At 72.3% G+C, this 18546-nt stretch carries 17 protein-coding genes; 9 read left to right on the top strand and 8 right to left on the bottom strand.

Annotation, left to right across the window (positions count from 1 at the left end):
- Window positions 1-241 precede the first annotated feature (241 nt).
- Both ACIODU_RS18915 and ACIODU_RS18910 read left to right on the top strand, forming a co-directional pair.
- Window positions 242-1603 (top strand): peptidase C39 family protein, encoded by a 1362-nt coding sequence (locus ACIODU_RS18915; RefSeq protein ID WP_401768823.1) that lies wholly within the window; start codon window positions 242-244, stop codon window positions 1601-1603.
- Window positions 1604-1744: 141 nt separating this feature from the next.
- Window positions 1745-2470, top strand: coding sequence for a TetR/AcrR family transcriptional regulator (locus tag ACIODU_RS18910; protein ID WP_401768820.1), 726 nt, complete (start codon window positions 1745-1747; stop codon window positions 2468-2470).
- Between the two features lie 12 nt (window positions 2471-2482).
- Here the strand turns inward: ACIODU_RS18910 and ACIODU_RS18905 are convergent, their stop codons facing one another.
- Window positions 2483-3763: a glycoside hydrolase family 18 protein gene (locus ACIODU_RS18905; protein ID WP_401768817.1), complete on the bottom strand. Its 1281-nt coding sequence runs from the start codon at window positions 3761-3763 to the stop codon at window positions 2483-2485.
- Window positions 3764-4371: 608 nt separating this feature from the next.
- Here ACIODU_RS18905 and ACIODU_RS18900 point away from each other — a divergent pair.
- The gene (locus tag ACIODU_RS18900) at window positions 4372-5544 is read left to right on the top strand and encodes an acyl-CoA dehydrogenase family protein (protein WP_401768814.1); all 1173 of its coding nucleotides are present in this window, start codon (window positions 4372-4374) and stop codon (window positions 5542-5544) included.
- 90 nt (window positions 5545-5634) lie between these two features.
- Here ACIODU_RS18900 and ACIODU_RS18895 read toward each other — a convergent pair whose 3' ends face one another.
- Window positions 5635-6060 carry a hypothetical protein gene (locus ACIODU_RS18895; RefSeq protein WP_327237590.1) on the bottom strand — a complete coding sequence of 142 codons (426 nt, stop codon included), beginning with the start codon at window positions 6058-6060 and terminating at the stop codon, window positions 5635-5637.
- Window positions 6061-6287: 227 nt separating this feature from the next.
- On the opposite strand from ACIODU_RS18895, the gene ACIODU_RS18890 reads away from it, so the two are divergent.
- From ACIODU_RS18890 to fxsA, 4 genes are all read left to right on the top strand, one after another.
- Window positions 6288-6728 (top strand): Lrp/AsnC family transcriptional regulator, encoded by a 441-nt coding sequence (locus ACIODU_RS18890; protein ID WP_356431231.1) that lies wholly within the window; start codon window positions 6288-6290, stop codon window positions 6726-6728.
- A gap of 85 nt (window positions 6729-6813) precedes the next feature.
- Window positions 6814-8439, top strand: coding sequence for an amidohydrolase (locus ACIODU_RS18885; protein WP_401768810.1), 1626 nt, complete (start codon window positions 6814-6816; stop codon window positions 8437-8439).
- 483 nt (window positions 8440-8922) lie between these two features.
- Window positions 8923-9690: a polyprenol monophosphomannose synthase gene (locus tag ACIODU_RS18880; RefSeq protein ID WP_356431234.1), complete on the top strand. Its 768-nt coding sequence runs from the start codon at window positions 8923-8925 to the stop codon at window positions 9688-9690.
- A gap of 84 nt (window positions 9691-9774) precedes the next feature.
- A complete protein-coding gene (gene fxsA, locus ACIODU_RS18875) occupies window positions 9775-10377 on the top strand; it encodes an FxsA family membrane protein (RefSeq protein WP_401768807.1) in 603 nt (200 codons plus the stop codon).
- 139 nt (window positions 10378-10516) lie between these two features.
- Here the strand turns inward: fxsA and ACIODU_RS18870 are convergent, their stop codons facing one another.
- From ACIODU_RS18870 to ACIODU_RS18855, 4 genes are all read right to left on the bottom strand, one after another.
- Window positions 10517-10891 (bottom strand): RNA polymerase-binding protein RbpA, encoded by a 375-nt coding sequence (locus ACIODU_RS18870; protein ID WP_161311542.1) that lies wholly within the window; start codon window positions 10889-10891, stop codon window positions 10517-10519.
- 255 nt (window positions 10892-11146) lie between these two features.
- Window positions 11147-12511, bottom strand: coding sequence for an MFS transporter (locus ACIODU_RS18865; protein WP_401768804.1), 1365 nt, complete (start codon window positions 12509-12511; stop codon window positions 11147-11149).
- A 68-nt stretch (window positions 12512-12579) separates the two neighbouring features.
- A complete protein-coding gene (locus tag ACIODU_RS18860; RefSeq protein ID WP_401768801.1) occupies window positions 12580-13344 on the bottom strand; it encodes a glycerophosphodiester phosphodiesterase in 765 nt (254 codons plus the stop codon).
- A complete protein-coding gene (locus tag ACIODU_RS18855; protein ID WP_401768798.1) occupies window positions 13341-14009 on the bottom strand; it encodes a YitT family protein in 669 nt (222 codons plus the stop codon). Before ACIODU_RS18855 ends, ACIODU_RS18860 begins: the two co-directional genes overlap by 4 nt.
- A 100-nt stretch (window positions 14010-14109) precedes the next feature.
- Here ACIODU_RS18855 and ACIODU_RS18850 point away from each other — a divergent pair, with 100 nt between their 5' ends.
- Entirely contained in the window at window positions 14110-15609 is a 1500-nt protein-coding gene (locus tag ACIODU_RS18850) for a PLP-dependent aminotransferase family protein (RefSeq protein ID WP_356431240.1), read from the top strand.
- 460 nt (window positions 15610-16069) lie between these two features.
- On the opposite strand, the gene ACIODU_RS18845 is transcribed toward ACIODU_RS18850, so the two are convergent.
- Complete coding sequence (locus ACIODU_RS18845; protein WP_401768795.1) at window positions 16070-17665, bottom strand: hypothetical protein; 1596 nt, start codon at window positions 17663-17665, stop codon at window positions 16070-16072.
- Between the two features lie 42 nt (window positions 17666-17707).
- The gene (locus ACIODU_RS18840) at window positions 17708-17902 is read right to left on the bottom strand and encodes a hypothetical protein (RefSeq protein ID WP_161307554.1); all 195 of its coding nucleotides are present in this window, start codon (window positions 17900-17902) and stop codon (window positions 17708-17710) included.
- A gap of 238 nt (window positions 17903-18140) precedes the next feature.
- On the opposite strand from ACIODU_RS18840, the gene ACIODU_RS18835 reads away from it, so the two are divergent.
- Window positions 18141-18533 (top strand): ankyrin repeat domain-containing protein, encoded by a 393-nt coding sequence (locus ACIODU_RS18835; protein WP_161307555.1) that lies wholly within the window; start codon window positions 18141-18143, stop codon window positions 18531-18533.
- Window positions 18534-18546 lie beyond the last annotated feature (13 nt).

Below are 18546 nucleotides of genomic sequence, written 5' to 3'. Positions count from 1 at the left end.
GGGGTGCGGGTGGGTCGCGGGGGCCCGGTGGGTCCGCAGGTCATGCCACTGGTCGGGACCAATATTGCTCGCGCCACGCGGGGTGAATCGCTGGCAGAAGGCCGTCGGGAGCCTGGATAGTTGACGACTGCCGAGCAGCCGTTCCATCCCCTCTCCCCTCAGCCCCGCCCCTTCCGCCCTTCCCCCCTGCTTCTCCCCTTTTCCCGTTTCTCCCCTTCTGCCTCGACCGGAGGTCCCCCCTGTGACCCGTCCCACCTCCCGCAGAACCGTACTGGCCGCCGTGCTCGCGTCCGCCGCGTCCGCCGCCGTGGTCTCCGCCGCCCCGGCCACCGCCCTGTTCGTCCCCCCTTCCGCCCCCTCCGCCGAGCCGCTCGTGGACAACTCTTTCTGGACCTCGTACTCCGACTGGCGCGCGGGCGACGCCCGCGGCACCCGCGCCGTGGCGGGCGCCCGGCCCTCGCTGGTGATCGGCTCCCCGATGGGCCGTACGGACTACGCCGATCCGCACACCGGGCTGACCACCGCCTGGGAGTACGGCACGTGGACCTCGCCGGTCCACCGCCCGGCCGTCCCCGCCACCGAACTCGTCGCCTCCTGGAACGCCAGGACACCGGCCGGCACCTGGATCCAGATCGAGCTGCGGGGCGACTACTCCGACGGGACCAGGACCCCCTGGTACGTCCTGGGCCGCTGGACCTCCGGCGACGGCCCCGGCGACATCCGCCGTACCTCCGTCGACGACCAGACCGACGGGCGCAGCAGCATCTGGACCGACACCTTCTCCGTGGACGACGCCGCGAGCGGGCTGCGCCTGGCTTCGTACCAGCTGCGGCTCACCCTCTACCGCAAGCCCGGCACCCGGCTCACCCCGACCGTGCACCGGCTCGGCGCGATGGCGTCCGACATCCCCGACCGGTTCACCGTGCCGGCCTCCGTGCCCGGCCCGGCACGGGAGCTGACCGTGCCGCGCTACTCGCAGAACACCCACGCCGGGCAGTACCCCGAGTACGACAACGGCGGCGAGGCGTGGTGCAGCCCCACCTCCTCGCAGATGATCATCGAGTACTGGGGGCGGAAGCCCACCGCCGGGGATCTCGCCTGGGTCGACCCGTCCTACGCGGACCCGCAGGTCTGCCACGCGGCCCGGTACACGTTCGACTACCAGTACGACGGGTGCGGCAACTGGCCCTTCAACGCCGCCTACGCCGCCACGTACCGGGACCTGAATTCCGCCGTCACCCGGCTCGGTTCGCTGACCGACGTGGAGAACCTGGTCCGCGCCGGCATCCCCGTCATCACGTCGCAGTCGTTCCTCCAGAAGGAGCTGACCGGGGCGGGCTACGGCACGGCGGGGCACCTGATGACCGTGATCGGCTTCACGGAGTCCGGGGACGTGATCGCCAACGACCCCGCCTCGCCCGACAACAACGCGGTACGGCGGGTGTACCGGCGGGCCGAGTGGGAGACGATCTGGCTCCGGACCAAGCGCTACAACGCGGCGGGGAACGTCACCTCGGGAACCGGCGGCGTCTGTTACGTCTACTGGCCCGCCGACCCCAGCACGGCCCAGCAACACGCCCTGCGCGCGGTCGGACTGCTCTGACGGGAAGCCAGCACCGCCCCCGGAAGCCAGGACCGCCCCGGCCGGAAGCCCGGCCGCTCCGGCCGCACCGGTCTCCGGCCGCCCCCGGTGTCTCTGCAATACTGCGGGCATTCTGAGGCAGCCGGAGACCAGGACGCGAACGTGAATCGTAGTCAGCAGCGGGGCGCGTCCGCCCGATCACAGGTGCGACGCTCCGAACTCATCGCCACCGGAAGGAAGTTGTTCGCCGACACCTCGTACGACGCGCTGTCGATGGACGACATCGCCTCGCACGCCGGGGTGGCCAAGGGGCTGATCTACTACTACTTCGAGAGCAAGCGCGGCTACTACCTCGCGATCGTCGAGGACGCCGTCACCGAACTCGTCACCCTCGCCGCGGGCGGCGCCGAACTCCCGCGCACCCAGCGCGTGCAGCGGACCGTCGAGGCGTATCTGCGCTTCGCCCAGTACAACGAGGCGGCCTACCGCACCGTCATCAACGGCGGGGTGGGCTTCGACACGCAGGTGCAGGCCATCCGGGACGCCGTGCGTACGGGACTGGTCTCCACGATCGCCGACGGCGCCTACGGACACCACGACATCCCGCCGATCGCCCGGCTCGCGCTGCTGGGCTGGCTGAGCAGTGTCGAGTGGCTCACGCTCGAATGGCTGGCGCACCGCGACACACTGCCCCGGGAGATCCCGCGCGACCTGCTGGTGCGGATGCTGCGCCACACCCTCAACACGATCGAGGAGTTCGCGCCGGAATGCCCGGCGCCGCCACCCGACCTGGAGTGGCGGCCGTTCACGGGCCTCGACGACCGGCAGGCGGAGAGCCTGCTGGACTCGCCGGACGGGCAGGACGCCCGCCCGCCCGGCGAGGAGTGAGAACCGTCCTGCCTAGTTGATCGCCTTGATCAGCTCACCGTTGGTGGTGTCGCCGCTCAGCTCCCAGAAGAACGTGCCGCCCAGACCCTGCTGGTTCTTGTAGGCCATCTTCCCGGCGATGGTGGCGGGGGTGTCGTAGCTCCACCAGTTGTTGCCGCAGAAGGCGTACGCGGTGCCGCCGACCGTACCGTTGGCCGGGCAGCTGGTCTTGAGGACCTTGTAGTCCTCGATGCCCGCCTCGTACTTGCCGGCCGCCGCGCCCGTCGCGGACCCGCCCGGCGCCTTCTGGGTCACACCGGTCCAGCCGCGCCCGTAGAAGCCGATGCCGAGCAGCAGCTTCGAGGCCGGGACGCCGAGGCTCTTGAGCTTGGCGATGGCGGTGTCGGTGGTGAAGCCCTGGGTCGGGATGCCCGCGTAGTTCGTGAGGGGGGAGTGCGGGGCGGTGGGACCCTGGGCCGCGAAGGCGCCGAAGAAGTCGTACGTCATCGGGTTGTACCAGTCGAGGTACTGCGCGGCGCCCGCGTAGTCGGCGGCGTCGATCTTGCCGCCGGGGGTGCCGTCGGCCGTGATGGCGGCGGTGACCAGGTTCGGGGCCTTGAACTGCGTGCGCAGCGCGGAGGCGAGGTTCTTGAAGGCGGCGCGGCCGCTCGTGTCACAGGTCAGACCGCAGGAGTTGGGGTACTCCCAGTCGATGTCGATGCCGTCGAAGACATCGGCCCAGCGCGGGTCCTCCACCAGGTCGTAGCAGGACTTCGCGAAGGCGGCCGGGTTCCGCGCGGCCTCGGTGAAGCCGCCGGACCAGGACCAGCCGCCGAACGACCAGATGACCTTCAGGCCGGGGTGCTTCGCCTTGAGCTTGCGCAGCTGGTTGAAGTTGCCGCGCAGCGGCGCGTCCCAGGCGTCGGCCTTGCCGTCCACGCTCTGGTCCGCGGTGTACGCCTTCTCGTAGTCGGCGTACGAGTCGCCGATCACGCACTTGCCGCCCGTGACGTTGCCGAAGGCGTAGTTGATGTGCGTGAGCTTGGCGGCGGAACCGGACGTCTCGATGTTCTTGACGTGGTAGTTCCGGTCGTACACCCCCCAGTTGGTGAAGTAGCCGACCACCTTGCTGCCGGCCGCCGCCGCTGCCGGAGCGGCGGCCCGCTGGGCCGCCTGGTGCGCGGCCGCCGGCGACGTCGGCGCGCCCGCGGCGGCGCTGCCGGCGCCGGCGAGGAGGCTGACGCCGAGAGCGGCGGTACACGCAGCGGCGACGAGCGCCCGGAACCGGGTGCGTGAACGGTGAAGTGTGAGCACGGAGTCTCCTCGTGGGGGAGGACGTACGGGTGGGGGAGTGGCCGGACGGGACGGAGCGGTGGAAGGGCGGCCGGCCACGGTCCGGATGTGACATGAACACCGAACCCGTTCCGGGTGGACGTTAGAAGGACTAGACCACTGCGGTCAATGGTGCGGACCAACTCGGCCGCGCCGTAAGGGGACGAAGAGGACGGGCCGGGCGCCGGAGCGCGACCGGCGGCGCTAGGGCGTGTCCGCAAAGTGGGGTCGTCCGCCCGGAGGGCGGGGCTCGCGGCATCTGGTGCGTGCGATCGCAAGGCGGAGGACCCACCCCGTACTGGACGTACGGGGTGGGTCCGACAACGCCGCGAGCGCGCGTGCCAGACGCCGCGAGCCAGACCCCACTTTGCGGACACGCCCTAGGCGCGGGCGGATCCGCCCCGGTGACGGGCGGCCGCCGATCGGGCATACTCAACGCGCCACAACCGCTGGTCAGCCCCTTCCGCGATCCGGGAAGGCAGCATCGGTTGGGCAGTACGCGTCCGGGGACACCCCGGACCTCAGCCGGCGGCGCCGCCCCACCCCGTGCGCGACCGCCGCCGTGTCCCGACAGGGAGGAGAGCGCCGCCATGCCCGACCGCGCCCCGCAGCCGGTGGAACGTCACCTGCCCACCGAGGAGTCCGAGGATCTTCTCGCGCTCGTACGCGACATCGCCCAGCGGGAGATCGTTCCCGCGGCCGCCGGGGAGGAGGAGGCGGGACACTTCCCGCGCGCCCTCTTCACCCTGCTCTCCGAGTCGGGCCTGCTCGGCCTGCCGTACGACTACGCCGTCGGCGGCGGGGACCAGCCGTACGAGGTCTACCTCCAGGTCCTCGAAGAACTCGCCGCCGCCCGCCTCACCGTCGGCCTCGGCGTCAGCGTCCACTCCCTGGCCTCCTACGCGCTCGCCGCGTTCGGCAGCAAGGAGCAGCAGGCCGAACACCTCCCCGCGATGCTGGGCGGCGGTCTGCTGGGCGCCTACTGCCTCTCCGAGCCCGCCTCGGGCTCCGACGCCGCCTCGCTGCGGACGCGCGCGGTCAGGGACGGCGACGACTGGGTCATCACCGGCACCAAGGCCTGGATCACCCACGGCGGGATCGCCGACTTCTGCACCGTCCTGGCGAGGACCGGCGGCGACGGCGCGCGGGGCATCACCGCGTTCCTCGTGCCGGGCGACGCCCCCGGCCTGCACGCCGCCGCCCCGGAGAAGAAGATGGGCATGAAGGGCTCGCCCACCGCCCAACTCCACTTCGACGGCGTACGGGTGGCCGACGACCGGCGCATCGGCGAGGAGGGGCAGGGCTTCGCGATCGCGCTCGCCTCGCTCGACTCGGGACGCCTCGGCATCGCCGCGTGCGCCGTGGGCCTCGCGCAGGCGGCGCTGGACGAGGCCGCGGCGTACGCGACCGGCCGACAGCAGTTCGGCCGGCCCATCGCGGACTTCCAGGGCCTGCGCTTCCTGCTCGCGGACATGGCGACCCAGATCGAGGCGGGCCGCGCGCTCTACCTCGCCGCCGCGCGCCTGCGCGACGCCGGGCTGCCGTTCTCCCGGCAGGCCGCCATGGCGAAGCTGTTCTGCACGGACGCGGCCATGCGCGTCACCACCGACGCCGTCCAGGTCCTCGGCGGCTACGGCTACACGACGGACTTCCCCGTCGAGCGGTACCTGCGCGAGGCGAAGGTGCTCCAGATCGTGGAGGGCACCAACCAGATCCAGCGCATGGTGATCGCCCGTCAACTGCTGGGCCCGGAAACCCGCTAGGGCACGCCCTGGTTCCGGAACGGACCCCGCACCACGACGAACACGTCGTCATGGTGCGGGGGTTGACCTACGTACGGTACGGCTCCGCGCTCACGCGGCGCGGGAGGCCTGACGCGCCGCCGGGAACGACTTGAACGGCCGCGAGCCCGGGCCGCCGACGTGCGAGAAGGGCTGCGTCCGCCAGTCGAGCCCCTGAGGAAGCGTCAGGAGGAGGGCGGTGTGCTGCTCCTGGGCCTCCGGCGACTCGTCGGCGGCCCCGGCCTCCGACGCCCGGCGTCCCGTACCCGCGCAGACCGTCAGCACGAACGGGTTCCACGGGGACGGGCACAGCGCGTGCTCGGGCAGGACGTCCTCGTCCGCCAGGAGCGCGATCGGCCGGGCGCAGTCCGGGCAGACGACCCGGTACATCTCGAACGTGTCGTAGAGATCGGACTCGTCGAACTCGTCGGAATCGTCCGCCTCGACCAGCTCGACGGATTCCGGTTCGCCGCGTCCGGCGCGCTTCAGGCTCTGCATGGAGACATTCCCCCTCGGGTGGGCCGACCAGGCACTTGTGGTCTCGACCACAGCAAGCAATTCCCTCCGTGCGCGTCCGGTAACCGTGAGGTCCCGACGGACCGCCCCACAGATCTGTGGCGTTCGTCACATGCCCGCCGCACGTGTCCGCGAGGCACGGGGAGGCCCCCCGCACGGGACCCCCGCCGACTGTGCCGGAGGGGACCCGGGGCAATAGGTTGATCCGTATGGAGGAGCTGGATCGTCAGATCGTGGAGTTGCTCGTCAAGGACGGCCGGATGAGCTACACCGACCTGGGCAAGGCCACCGGCCTGTCCACCTCGGCGGTGCATCAGCGGGTCCGCAGGCTGGAGCAGCGCGGTGTCATCCGCGGGTACGCGGCCGTGGTCGACCCCGAGGCCGTCGGCCTGCCGCTGACCGCCTTCATCTCCGTGAAACCGTTCGACCCCAGCGCCCCCGACGACATCGCGGAGCGTCTCGCGTCGGTCCCCGAGATCGAGGCGTGCCACAGCGTCGCCGGGGACGAGAACTACATCCTCAAGGTCCGGGTCGCCACCCCGCTGGAGCTGGAGCACCTGCTGACCCGTATCCGCGGCCTGGCCGGCGTCTCCACCAGGACGACCGTGGTCCTCTCCACCCCCTACGAGGCGCGCCCGCCGCGCATGTGAGGGTCCGGCGCGTTTCTTCGTACGGACCGTCGTACCGGATCCCCCGGCGGCCGGGCGCCCGGCCGGAAAAGAGACACTGGTCGGCATGACCGAGAGCGAAACCCGCACCGTGCTCCTGCGCGGCGGAGAAGTCCACAGCCCCGCCGACCCCTTCGCCACCGCCATGGTGGTCGAACGCGGCCATGTCGCCTGGGTGGGCTCGGAAGGGGCGGCCGACGCCTTCGCCACCGGGGTGGACGAGGTCGTGGACCTCGACGGCGCGCTGGTCACCCCCGCCTTCACCGACGCCCACGTCCACACCACCGCGACGGGCCTCGCGCTCACCGGCCTCGACCTGTCCGGCGCGCGGAGCCTGGGGGACGCGCTCGGGCTCGTACGGGCCCACGCCACCGCGCACCCCGGCGTGCGGATCCTCCTCGGCCACGGCTGGGACTCCGCCCGCTGGCCCGAGCGGCGCGCGCCGTCCCGCGCCGAACTGGACGAGGCGACGGGCGGCCGGCCCCTCTACCTGACCCGTATCGACGTGCACTCCGCCGTCGCGACCACCGCCCTGCTCGACCTGGTCCCCGGCGTCACCTCCCTCACCGGCTACGACCGGGAGGGCCCGCTGACGGCCGCCGCGCACCACGCCGTCCGGGCGGCCGCCCACGCCGCCGTCTCGCCCCACCAGCGCGCCGAGGCCCAGCGCGCGGCCCGGCAGCACGCCGCCTCCCTCGGCATCGGCAGCCTGCACGAGTGCGCGGGCCCCGACATCTCCGACGAGGACGACTTCACCGCGCTGCTGGCCCTCGCCGCGGACGAACCGGGACCCCGCGTCCACGGGTACTGGGCCGAGGCGATCACGGACGCGACGGGCGCGGCGCGCGTGCGCGACCTGGGGGCCGTCGGCGCGGCCGGTGACCTCTTCGTGGACGGCTCGCTCGGCTCCCACACGGCCCACCTGCGCGAGCCGTACGCCGACGCCCCCCACACCGGGACCGCCCACCTCGACGCCGCCACCGTCGCCGCCCACGTCACGGCGTGCACCGAGGCCGGTCTCCAGGCCGGTTTCCACGCCATCGGGGACGCCGCCGTCGGTGCCGTCGTGGACGGCGTGCGCGCCGCCGCCGAACGGCTGGGCCTGGCCAGGATCAGGGCCGCCAGGCACCGCGTCGAGCACGCCGAGATGCTCGTCCCCGAGACGATCGCCGCCTTCGCCGAGCTGGGGCTCACCGCCTCCGTCCAGCCCGCGTTCGACGCGGCCTGGGGCGGCGAGGACGGCATGTACGCCGAGCGGCTGGGCGTGGCGCGGGCCAGGACGCTGAACCCGTACGCGGCCCTGCTCCGCGCGGGCGTCCCGCTCGCCTTCGGGTCCGACAGCCCGGTGACCCCGCTCGACCCCTGGGGCACGGTCCGCGCGGCGGCCTTCCACCGCACGCCCGACCACCGGATCTCGGTACGGGCCGCCTTCACCGCCCACACCCGGGGCGGCTGGCGGGTCCTCGGCCGCGACGACGCCGGTACGCTCGTGCCGGGCGCCCCCGCCGACTACGCCGTCTGGCGTACCGGCGCCCTGGTCGTCCAGGCCCCGGACGACCGGGTCTCCCGCTGGTCCACCGACCCCCGCTCGGGCACCCCGGGACTGCCCGATCTCACGCCGGGCGGACCGCTGCCGGAATGCCTGCGGACCGTTGTCGCCGGACAAACGGTGTTTGTGGGACCGAAAGAGTGACGTACGGACATTTCGTACCGCCGACCGATGCTTCCCGGCCTCCGCCGCGACCTGCGGATCTTCCCCACTGACCTGCTGATTTGGGTCAACACCGCAGGTCAAACGACTGTTGACAGTAAGCAGTCACCGGCGGGTAGGTTCGGCCGAGTCCACCACAGGACGTCCGTCCGGCAACCTCCGCGCAGTCGTCGAACGCCGCTGGGCCACGGGGCGGTGTGCCGCACCGGCGCACCTCCACTGGGAGCCAGGTCCAGCACCCGCGTCTCGGGGGCGAGGGAAGGTTTCGGCCGGCCGGCAGGTGCGACCCGGGCGGGGTCCCGGCGTTCAGTAGACAACGGCTTTCGGTCGACCCGCAGCCAGCGGGTCCCAGGTCGGCCCGAAGGACGCCGGGTCCCGGTCCGTAGGTCCGCGATGCGGTGACCGAGGACCCTCACATGCTCGCTAAGGTGGTGCCTCTGCGTACGGCGCGATTGAGGGGCAGCAGTGAACGACGGTGGTCAGAGGCGGTACGGCCCGCTCGGTAGAGCCTTGGTGATCATCCCGACCTACAACGAGGCCGAGAACATCAAGCCGATCGTCTCCCGGGTCCGCGCGGCGGTGCCCGAGGCCGACATCCTGATCGCCGACGACAACAGCCCGGACGGCACCGGCAAGCTCGCGGACGAGCTCGCCGCCGGGGACGGCCAGGTCCGGGTCCTGCACCGCAAGGGCAAGGAAGGGCTGGGAGCGGCCTATCTGGCGGGCTTCCAGTGGGGCATGGAGCAGGGCTACGGCGTCCTGGTCGAGATGGACGCCGACGGCTCCCACCAGCCCGAGGAGCTGCCCCGGCTGCTGACCGCGCTCAAGAGCGCGGACCTCGTCCTCGGCTCCCGGTGGATGCCGGGCGGGCGCATCGTCAACTGGCCCAAGAACCGGGAGTTCCTCTCCCGGGGCGCCAGCACCTACTCACGGCTCCTGCTCGGTGTCCCCATCCGGGACGTCACCGGCGGCTTCCGCGCCTTCCGGGCCGAGACGCTGGAAGGGCTCGGCCTCGCCGCCGTCTCCTCCCAGGGCTACTGCTTCCAGATCGATCTCGCCCGGCGCGCGGTCGAGGCAGGATTCACGGTCGTGGAGGTGCCGATCACGTTCGTGGAGCGCGAGGTGGGCGACTCCAAGATGAGCAAGGACATCGTCGTGGAAGCGCTCTGGAAGGTGACCGCCTGGGGCGTCGAGTCCCGGGCGAACCGCTTCCTCGGCCGCAAGCCCTCCTGAGGGCCGGACCACGGGCCTTCCGCCCGGCGCTTTTTTGATCGCTCCCCTACGCCGTACCGACCCCCGCCCAGGCACACTGGAACCATGACGACCGGACATCCTGGGCCTCCTCGGACCCCACCGCGCTCCCGTGCCCGCACGCTGATCCCGCTGGGCCTCGCTCTGTGGGTGGTGCTGGAGATCTGGCTGCTGATCTTTGTCGCCGGGGTCTCCGGCGGCCTCACGATCCTCGCGCTGCTCATCGGCGGGGCCGTGGTCGGCGCCGTGGTCATCAAGAGCGCCGGCCGGCGGGCCTTCGCCAACCTGACCGCGACCCTCCAGCGCCAGCAGCAGGCGCAGCAGGCCGCCGGTCCGCAGGCCGTGGCGCCGCCGGAGGGGCACGGGTCCACCGGCAACGGGTTCCTGATGCTGGGCGGCCTGCTGATCATGATCCCCGGGCTGCTCACGGACGTGCTGGGGCTGCTCCTGCTCATCCCGTTCGTACGGAAGGCCCTGGGCAGGTACGCGGAGCGGTCGCTGGAGCGGCGGATGAGCGCCGTGGCGGCCCCCGGCAGCCTGGGTGACGCCTTCCAGCAGGCCCGGATGCGGCAGCCGGACGGCAAGGTCGTCCAGGGCGAGGTCATCCGGCACGACGAGCCGCCGCGCCCGCCGGAGGACAACGGCCCCCGGCCGCCGCTCTCCAAGTAACGAGGCCGACCCGGGGAACGAGGCCGACGGGACAGCCGATGGGCCCGGCACACGGTGTGTGTCGGGCCCATCGGCTGTTCTGTGGCTCTACTGCGTTATGCGCTCTTATGGCTGTTGTGCGGTGGTTGCATGCTCGCGGTCAGGCCGACTTCCGGCTGTCCCGCGGGTGCACGGCGATGTTCATGGCGCCGGAGCGCAGGACTGCCAGCCGTTCGGCCAGCACCTCCTCCAACTCCTCGCGTGTGCGCCGCTCCATGAGCATGTCCCAGTGCGTACGCGCAGGCTTGCCCTTCTTCTCCTCGGGGCCATCTCCGTCGACCAGGAGTGCCTGGGCGCCACACGCCTTGCACTCCCACTCCGGCGGGATGTCCGCCTCCACCGAGAACGGCATCTCGAATCGATGTCCGTTCTCGCATGCGTACTCCACCGCCTGGCGCGGGGCCAGATCGATGCCGCGGTCCGTCTCGTAGCTGGTAACCACGAGTCGCGTGCCGCGGAGAGCTCGCTCACTCATGAATCGTGCCTCCCGGGCTTGTCGCCCACAGGACAGGTGTCGCTGTCGTCGTCATCCGGTCAACGTCCGGTCCGCGGTAAAGATTCCCGTGCCGGGTCTTGCGTCGCCCGTCGTGCCGCCCCTTGTTGTACCCACCAGTGACCGCTTTGTCACCTCTGACAGAAGATGTCACCCGGCGAATTCATTTCTCCACTACGCAGGAACGGTCCGCCCGGCAGGCCAAACGCGTACACTACCGCCCTTTGACTTCAACGTCTAAATCCGTGCCGGTACGGGGTTTCCGGCGGCGGCTGTCGCCCGCCCCACCGGCACCCTCGCCAGCAGCACGGACCCCACGACGAAGAACACCACGAGGGAGATGATCGCATCCCGGTAACTCCCCGTGAGCTGGTACGCGAGCCCGAACACCAGAGGGCCCAGCCAGCTCAGCCCCCGGTCGCTCATCTCGTACGCGGAGAAGTACTCGGCCTCCTTGCCGCGCGGCACCAGGTGGGAGAAGAGCGAGCGGGACAGCGCCTGGCTGCCGCCCAGCACCAGGCCGATCGCCGCCGCCAGCGCGTAGAACGCCACCGGCGTCCCGGCCGGCAGGAAATAGCCCGCCCCGAGGATCAGCGTCCACACCGCCAGGGAGGCGAGGACGATCCGCTTGGCACCGTACGACCTGGCCAGCCTGCCCATCCCGAGCGCGCCCGCCACCGCCAGGACCTGCACCAGCAGCACCGCCGTGATCAGCGTCGTCTGGTCCAGGTCCAGCTCCTCGGAGCCGTAGACCGAGGCCTGTGAGATCACCGTCTGGATGCCGTCGTTGTAGACCAGATAGGCGAGCAGGAAGGACAGGGTCAGCGGATGGCGGCGCATGTCCTTCAGGGTGTTCACCAGCTGCCGCCAGCCGGTGCCGACCGATCCCTCGCCGTGCGCCGGCACCGCGCGGTCCCGCAGCCGGCGCAGCGGGACGAGCGTGAAGGCGCCCCACCAGACCCCGGCCGACGCGAGGCAGATCCGTACCGCCGTCGACTCCGAGACGCCGAACGAGTCGTGGCCCGTGTACAGGACGAGGTTCAGCACCAGCACCAGGGCGCCCGAGGTGTAGCCGAACGCCCACCCCTTGGAGGAGACGGCGTCGCGCTCCTCGGGCCCGGCTATCTGGGGGAGGAACGCGTTGTAGAGCACCATCGAGACGGACAGGGACGCGTTCGCCACGATCAGCAGCAGCGCGCCCAGCAGATACCGGTCGCCGTCCAGGAAGAACATCCCGGCCGTGGCGGTCGCCCCCAGGTACGCGGCGGCCGCCAGCAGCGGCTTCTTGCGTCCCGTACGGTCGGCCACCGCGCCCGCCAGCGGCATCACGAGCACCGCCACCACGACCGACACGGAGACCGAGTAGGCGAAGACGGAACCCGCGCGCAGCGGGATGCCCAGCGGGCGCACGAACCCGTCGGCGTCGGCGGCGGCCTCGGCCACCGAGGTGAAGTACGGGCCGAGGAAGACGGTGAGCACGCTCGTGGAGTAGACGGAGCAGGCGAAGTCGTAGAAGTACCAGCCTCGTTGCTCGCGCCTGCGCTCGCGCACCCCGTCCGGCCCGCCCGGCTCGTCGGTACGGTCCACGGTCTCGGCGGTCACCCGCGCCCCCTCGATCAGTTCCGGGCGTTCGGTGCCCGGGGTTCAGCGTGCGGTGTTCGGCGTGCGGTTCAGTGCCAGGCTCCCCGCGCGGTGAACACGGCGCGCAGCGTTTCCAGTTGATCGGTCATGATGCCATCCACGCCGAGGTCCAGCAGGGCCTCCATGCGATCCGCCTCGTTGACGGTCCAGACGTGCACCTGGAGACCGCGCGCGTGGGCCGTCCGTACAAAACGCCCGTCCACCACCGGGATGCCGCTCTGCGCCTCGGGCACCTGCGCGGACACCGCCCCCGTCCGGACCGGGAAGGGGACCCCGTACGAGCGAAGTCGCAGGCCCAGTACGCCCCGTACCCCGTACGAGGTGGCCAGCCGGGGGCCCGCGAGCCGCGCCGCAGCGGCCACCCGGCGCTCGGAGAAGGACCCCACGCAGACCCGGTCCCAGCTGCCCGTCCTGCGGATCAGGTCGACCAGCGGGACCAGGGCGGGGGCGGCCTTGATGTCCACGTTCCAGCGGGCGTCCGGGAATTCGTCCAGCAGGTCCGCGAAGAGGGGCAGCGGCTCCTTGCCCGCGACGCGCGCCTGCCGCACCTCGTCCCAGGGGAGGTCGGCGATCCGGCCGTGCCCGTCCGTCACCCGGTCGAGTGTCGTGTCGTGGAAGGCGACCAGCCGGCCGTCGGCGGTGGTGTGCACGTCGGTCTCGAAGTAGCGGTAGCCGAGGGAGTCCGCGCGGCGGAAGGCGGCGGCGGTGTTCTCCAGGCCGTCTGCCGTGCCGCCGCGGTGCGCGAACGGGATCGGGCCGGGGTGGTCCAGGTACGGATGGCGTGGGTGGGTCACGGCCGCAGTATGGCCTGCTCCGGTGACCCGGCGGCGACGACGGGGCTGCTCGCGGGCGCCGCGGGGACGGCGAAGACACGAAGGAAGAGCTGCGCGAGCGGGCCGATGGCCAGGGCGTAGGCCACCGTGCCGATCCCGACCGAGCCGCCGAGGGCGAAGCCGGTGGCCACCACGGCGATCTCGATCGAGGTACGGACGAGCCGGATCGAGCGGCCGGTCACCCGGTTCAGCCCGGTCATCAGACCGTCGCGCGGGCCGGGTCCGAAGCGGGCCGCGATGTACAGGCCGGTGGCGACGCCGTTGAGGACGATGCCCGCGATCAGCAGGGTGATCCTGGCGGGCGCGCCGTGGGCGTCGGGGACGAGGGCGAGGGTGGCGTCCATGGCGAGGCCGACCACGAAGACGTTGGAGACCGTGCCGAGCCCCGGGCGCTGCCGCAGGGGTATCCAGAGCAGCAGGACGGTGGCGCCCACGATGATCGAGACGACGCCCATGGACAGGCCCGTGCGCTCGGACAGCCCCTGGTGCAGCACCCCCCACGGCTCCAGGCCCAGCCCGCCGCGCACCAGCAGGGCCGCGCTCGCCCCGTACAGCGCGAGTCCGGTGGCGAGCTGGAGCAGCCGACGGGTGAGATGGACGCCCCGGAGGCCGGCGGTGGTGGACATGAGGGGGTCTCCTGGTGCGATGGTGGACTGGTACGCATCACTCTGTGGCTGGCGCTTCCTCGCCAACCATGGCCAATTCGGTGAAGGTGGACTGACTTTCATGGCGCAGTGGACCTCTGCGGTCGGCGCGGCGCAGCTCGCCCGGCAGCTCAAGGCGCAGCACGACCGGCCCGCCGGGCCGAACAGCCGGCGGCCGCCGGCGTACCGGGCGCTCGCCGAGGGGATCAGGCTGCTCGTGCTGGAGGGCCGGGTGCCGGTCGCGGCGCGGCTGCCCGCCGAGCGGGAGCTGGCCGTCGCGCTGTCGGTGAGCCGTACGACGGTGGCCGCCGCGTACGAGGCGCTGCGCGCCGAGGGCTTCCTGGAGTCCCGCAGGGGCGCGGGCAGCTGGACGGCGGTCCCGGCGGGCAGTCCGCTGCCGGCCCGCGGTCTGGAACCGCTGCCGCCCGAGGCGCTGGGCTCGATGATCGACCTGGGGACGGCCGCGCTGCCCGCGCCCGAGCCCTGGCTCACCCGGGGCGTCCAGGGGGCCCTGGAGGAGCTGCCGCGCTACGCGCACACGCACGGCCGCTATCCGGCGGGGCTGCTGGCGCTGCGGCAGACGGTCGCCGACCGGTACACCGCGCGTGGCATCCCGACCATGCCGGAACAGATCATGATCACCACGGGGGCGATGGGTGCGATCGACGCGATCTGCCAGCTCTTCGCGGGCCAGGGGGAGCGGATCGCGGTGGAGTCGCCGTCGTACGCGAACATCCTCCAGCTGATGCGGCAGGCGGGGGCCCGGCTGGTGCCGGTCGCGATGGCAGAAGGGCTGGCCGGTTGGGACCTGCCGCGCTGGCGGCAGGTGATGCGGGACGCGGCGCCCCGGATCGCGTACGTCGTCGCCGACTTCCACAACCCGACCGGCGCGCTGGCCGACGAAGACCAGCGGCGCCAGCTGGTCGACGCGGCGCGTTCGGCGGGGACGGTGCTCGTCGTGGACGAGACCATGGCGGAGCTGCCGCTGGACGACGGCCTGGAGATGCCGAGGCCGGTCTGCGCGTTCGACCCGGCGGGCAGCACGGTCCTGACGGTGGGCTCGGCGAGCAAGGCGTTCTGGGCGGGGCTCAGCATCGGGTGGGTACGGGCGGCGCCGGAGGTCATCCGGTCGCTGGTGTCGGCGCGGGCGTACGCGGACCTCGGCACGCCGGTGCTGGAACAGCTCGCCGTGAACTGGCTGATGCGCAGCGGCGAGTGGGAGGACGCGGTCGCCTTCCGGCGGGGGCAGGCGCGAGGGAACCGGGACGCGATGGTGGCGGCGGTACGGGAGCTGTTGCCGGACTGGGAGTTCGAGGTGCCCCGGGGCGGCCTGACCCTGTGGGCGAGGACGGGCGGCCTGTCGGGCTCGCGCCTGGCGGAGGTGGGCGAACGGGTGGGCGTACGGGTCCCCTCGGGCCCCCGCTTCGGCGTCGACGGCGCCTTCGAGGGCTACGTCCGCCTCCCTTTCACGGTGGGAGGCCCGGTGGCGGCGGAGGCGGCGACGCGCCTGGCGACGGCGGCGCGCCTGGTACGGGGCGGCGCGGGCACGGGCACGGACACGCCGAAGACCTTCGTGGCGTAGCGCGCTGCCGCGCGCGGTCCACGGCGACCGCGTGCGCCCCGGCGGACGGGTGTCCTCAATCGCCGGACGGGCTTGAAGGGGTGCGGCCCGGTGGGTGGGTGTCATCAAACGCCGGACGGGCTTGGAAGGTGCGGCCCGGTGGGTGGGTGTCCTCAAACGCCGGACGGGCTTCAAGGGGTGGGCCGGTGTCGTCAATCGGCGGACGGGCTTGGGGAGATGGGCCGGTGTTCTCAACCGCCGACTGGGTTGGGAGAGGCCGGCTGAATTCAGCCCGTCCGGCGTTTGAGGACACCCGTCCACCGGGCCGCGCCCGGTCATCGTGTCCGGCCGAATTCAGCCCGTCCGGAGTTTGAGGACACCCGCCCACCAGGCCGCGCCCGGTCATCGCGTCCGGCCCAATCCAGCCCGTCCGGCGATTGAGGACACAGGCCCACCGGGCCGCACCCGGTCGTCGCAACGGTCAGCCCTCGACCGGCACCCCCGTCGCCACCGCCCCCGCAGAGGCCACCCGCTCCACCCCCCGCCCAGGAACCGGCCCCCCAGCCGGAGGCGTCACCGCGTCGGGGAGCAGTTCCAGCACCGCCCGCCGGTGCCCCTCGCTCGTCGCGTCGTCGTACGGGTCCGGCGTCGCCGGCACCTGGAGCCTCAGCACCGGACCCGTACCGAGGCGTGCGTACCCCCGCCCCGGCGGAACGTCCGCCGTGGGCGTCGTGTGCGGCGGCGCCCCGAGCACCGCCTCCACCTGCGCCGCGACCACCGGCCCCAGGACGACCCGGGCGCGCGTGTGCGACCGTACGGCGTCGCCCAGCGCGTCCAGGCTGTCGAGCTGCTCCGCGACGACCACCGTCACCCCCGCGGCCCGCCCGTGCCGCAGCGGGATCTGGAGGTGATCCTGCGGATCGGGCCGCCCGCCCGCCGCCGCCAGCTGCCCGAAGACGCTCGGCCGGTCCACGAGGATCCACAGCGGGCACTTCACGTCGTCGGGCGTGGGATGCCCGGACTGCCGTGCCCGGTTCGCCGCGATCAGCCGCCGTTCCGTCTCGTGCGAGGCCCATTCGAGGCTGGACAGCGCGCCGGACAGCGAGGACTCCACCGACAGCACCCCCCGGTGCCCCGCGAGAAACGCGAACTCGCCCGTCGCGCTGCCCTCCACGATCAGCACGTCGCCGTGCTGGAGCGCCTGGAGCGCGAGCGAGCGCAGCAGGCTCGTGGCGCCGCTGCCCGGCTGGCCGGCCACCAGCAGGTGCGGCTCCGTGGAGCGCGGGCCCGTACGCCACACCACCGGCGGCGCGTCGTGGGTCTCGTCGCCCGCCAGGACCGGCACGGTGCGCTGGACCGCGTCGTCGTCGGTGAAGCCGAGCACCGTCTCACCGGGGACGGTGACAAAACGCTGCGCGGCGATGGCGGTGGGCAGGGCGGCGAGCACGGTCAGCGTCAGCCGGTTGCCCTCCTGGTCCCAGTCGAAGAGGTATTCGCGCCCGCGCCCCGACTTGGCGTGCAGGAGCTGTTCGATCCTGGCGCGGGCGGCCGGCTCACCGTCGGTGAAGTACGGGGGGTACTTCATCCGCAGCCCGGTGAGCCGTCCGTCACCGTCGAACGCGTACTCGTCGAACGCCGACTCCCACTCCCCGCCGTGGGAGAAGAGCGGAGTGGGGTCCTCCGGTACGGAGAAGTAGGGCACCAGCGCCTCGTAGAGGGACCGGAGCCGCTCCGTCTCCGCCTCGTCGGGCCCCGTCCGCTTCGGCGTACGGTCCCGTCCCTTCCAGGCGGCCGCGGCCATCACCGAGACGAGGGCCAGCAGTGGCCCGTACGGGATGAGCGCGACCACCAGTCCGCAGGCCGCCACCAGGAACAGCGCGGGACCGCGCCGCTCCCTGGGGGTGCCGGCCCACTTCTGGCGCGCGGTGGCGGCCAGCACCCGCAGACCACGGGTGATCGTGATCAGCGGATGGAGAACGTCCGTGGCGCCGTCGGCGGCCGTGCGGGCCATCTCGCGGCTGCGAGCGAGCTGGGCACTGCCGCTGCTCAGAATGCGGGGGAGCGGTCGCCGGGCCACGTCTGTCTCCTGGGGGGATGCGGGAAGGGAGGGAGGCGGGGGTCAGAACTTGATCCCGCCCAGCAGACCGGCGAGGGAGGCGCCGCCGGCCGTGATGCTCGGAGCGATGGCGGTGCCCGCGAGATAGAAACCGAAGAGGGCGCTCACAAACGCGTGGGACGCCTTGAGCCCGTCCTTCCTGAAGAAGAGGAAGACGATGATTCCGAGCAGCACGACACCTGAGATGGACAGGATCATGAGGATTCTCCTGGTTGAGGGGACAGTCACCATGAGTTCTTCCAGGATCACCGAAAGTATCTATGCGACAAAAGGTGCAAATGAGTGAATTATTTGGTATTTCACTGCACTGGCCCACATCGGGACCCCGCCCGGGTGGCGGACCGCCCGACCTTGCCGCTGAGCAGTACCCTTTCGTCACCCGGACGGCTGCGCACGCCGTCCGCCCCAGGTCAACGGCGTGAAAGGCGGTTCACCGATGAGCGAGGCCCACGATCCGGCGGTGGTGGAGCTGGCGACGCGGATCTTCGAGCACGCCCGGCGGGGTGAGGGCGACGCCCTCGCCGCGTTCGTGGACGCCGGAGTGTCGCCGAACCTCTCCAACGACCGGGGCGACTCCCTCGTCATGCTCGCCGCTTATCACGGCCACGCCCCCGCCGTGGAGCTTCTTCTCGCGCGTGGCGCGGACCCGGACCGGCCCAACGACCGCGGCCAGACCCCGCTCGCCGGCGCCGTCTTCAAGGGCGAGGACGCGGTGATCCGCGCCCTGCTGGCCGGCGGCGCCGATCCGGCGGGTGGCACCCCCTCCGCCGTGGATACCGCGCGCATGTTCGGGAAGACGGACCTCCTGGAGCTCTTCGGGGCCCAGTGAGGCGGGACGGTCC

This window comes from Streptomyces sp. NPDC088261 (genome assembly GCF_044740805.1).
Classification (GTDB): domain Bacteria; phylum Actinomycetota; class Actinomycetes; order Streptomycetales; family Streptomycetaceae; genus Streptomyces.
This window is presented reverse-complemented; position numbering and strand designations above follow the sequence as displayed.

Bases quoted from the DNA above. Each gene is read 5' to 3' on its own strand.
- ACIODU_RS18900 (WP_401768814.1), top strand. From the start codon at position 4,372: ATGCCCGACCGCGCCCCGCAGCCGGTGGAACGTCACCTGCCCACCGAG.
- ACIODU_RS18895 (WP_327237590.1), bottom strand. From the start codon at position 6,060: ATGCAGAGCCTGAAGCGCGCCGGACGCGGCGAACCGGAATCCGTCGAG.
- ACIODU_RS18890 (WP_356431231.1), top strand. From the start codon at position 6,288: ATGGAGGAGCTGGATCGTCAGATCGTGGAGTTGCTCGTCAAGGACGGC.
- ACIODU_RS18885 (WP_401768810.1), top strand. From the start codon at position 6,814: ATGACCGAGAGCGAAACCCGCACCGTGCTCCTGCGCGGCGGAGAAGTC.
- fxsA (WP_401768807.1), top strand. From the start codon at position 9,775: ATGACGACCGGACATCCTGGGCCTCCTCGGACCCCACCGCGCTCCCGT.
- ACIODU_RS18870 (WP_161311542.1), bottom strand. From the start codon at position 10,891: ATGAGTGAGCGAGCTCTCCGCGGCACGCGACTCGTGGTTACCAGCTAC.
- ACIODU_RS18855 (WP_401768798.1), bottom strand. From the start codon at position 14,009: ATGTCCACCACCGCCGGCCTCCGGGGCGTCCATCTCACCCGTCGGCTG.
- ACIODU_RS18850 (WP_356431240.1), top strand. From the start codon at position 14,110: ATGGCGCAGTGGACCTCTGCGGTCGGCGCGGCGCAGCTCGCCCGGCAG.
- ACIODU_RS18840 (WP_161307554.1), bottom strand. From the start codon at position 17,902: ATGATCCTGTCCATCTCAGGTGTCGTGCTGCTCGGAATCATCGTCTTC.
- ACIODU_RS18835 (WP_161307555.1), top strand. From the start codon at position 18,141: ATGAGCGAGGCCCACGATCCGGCGGTGGTGGAGCTGGCGACGCGGATC.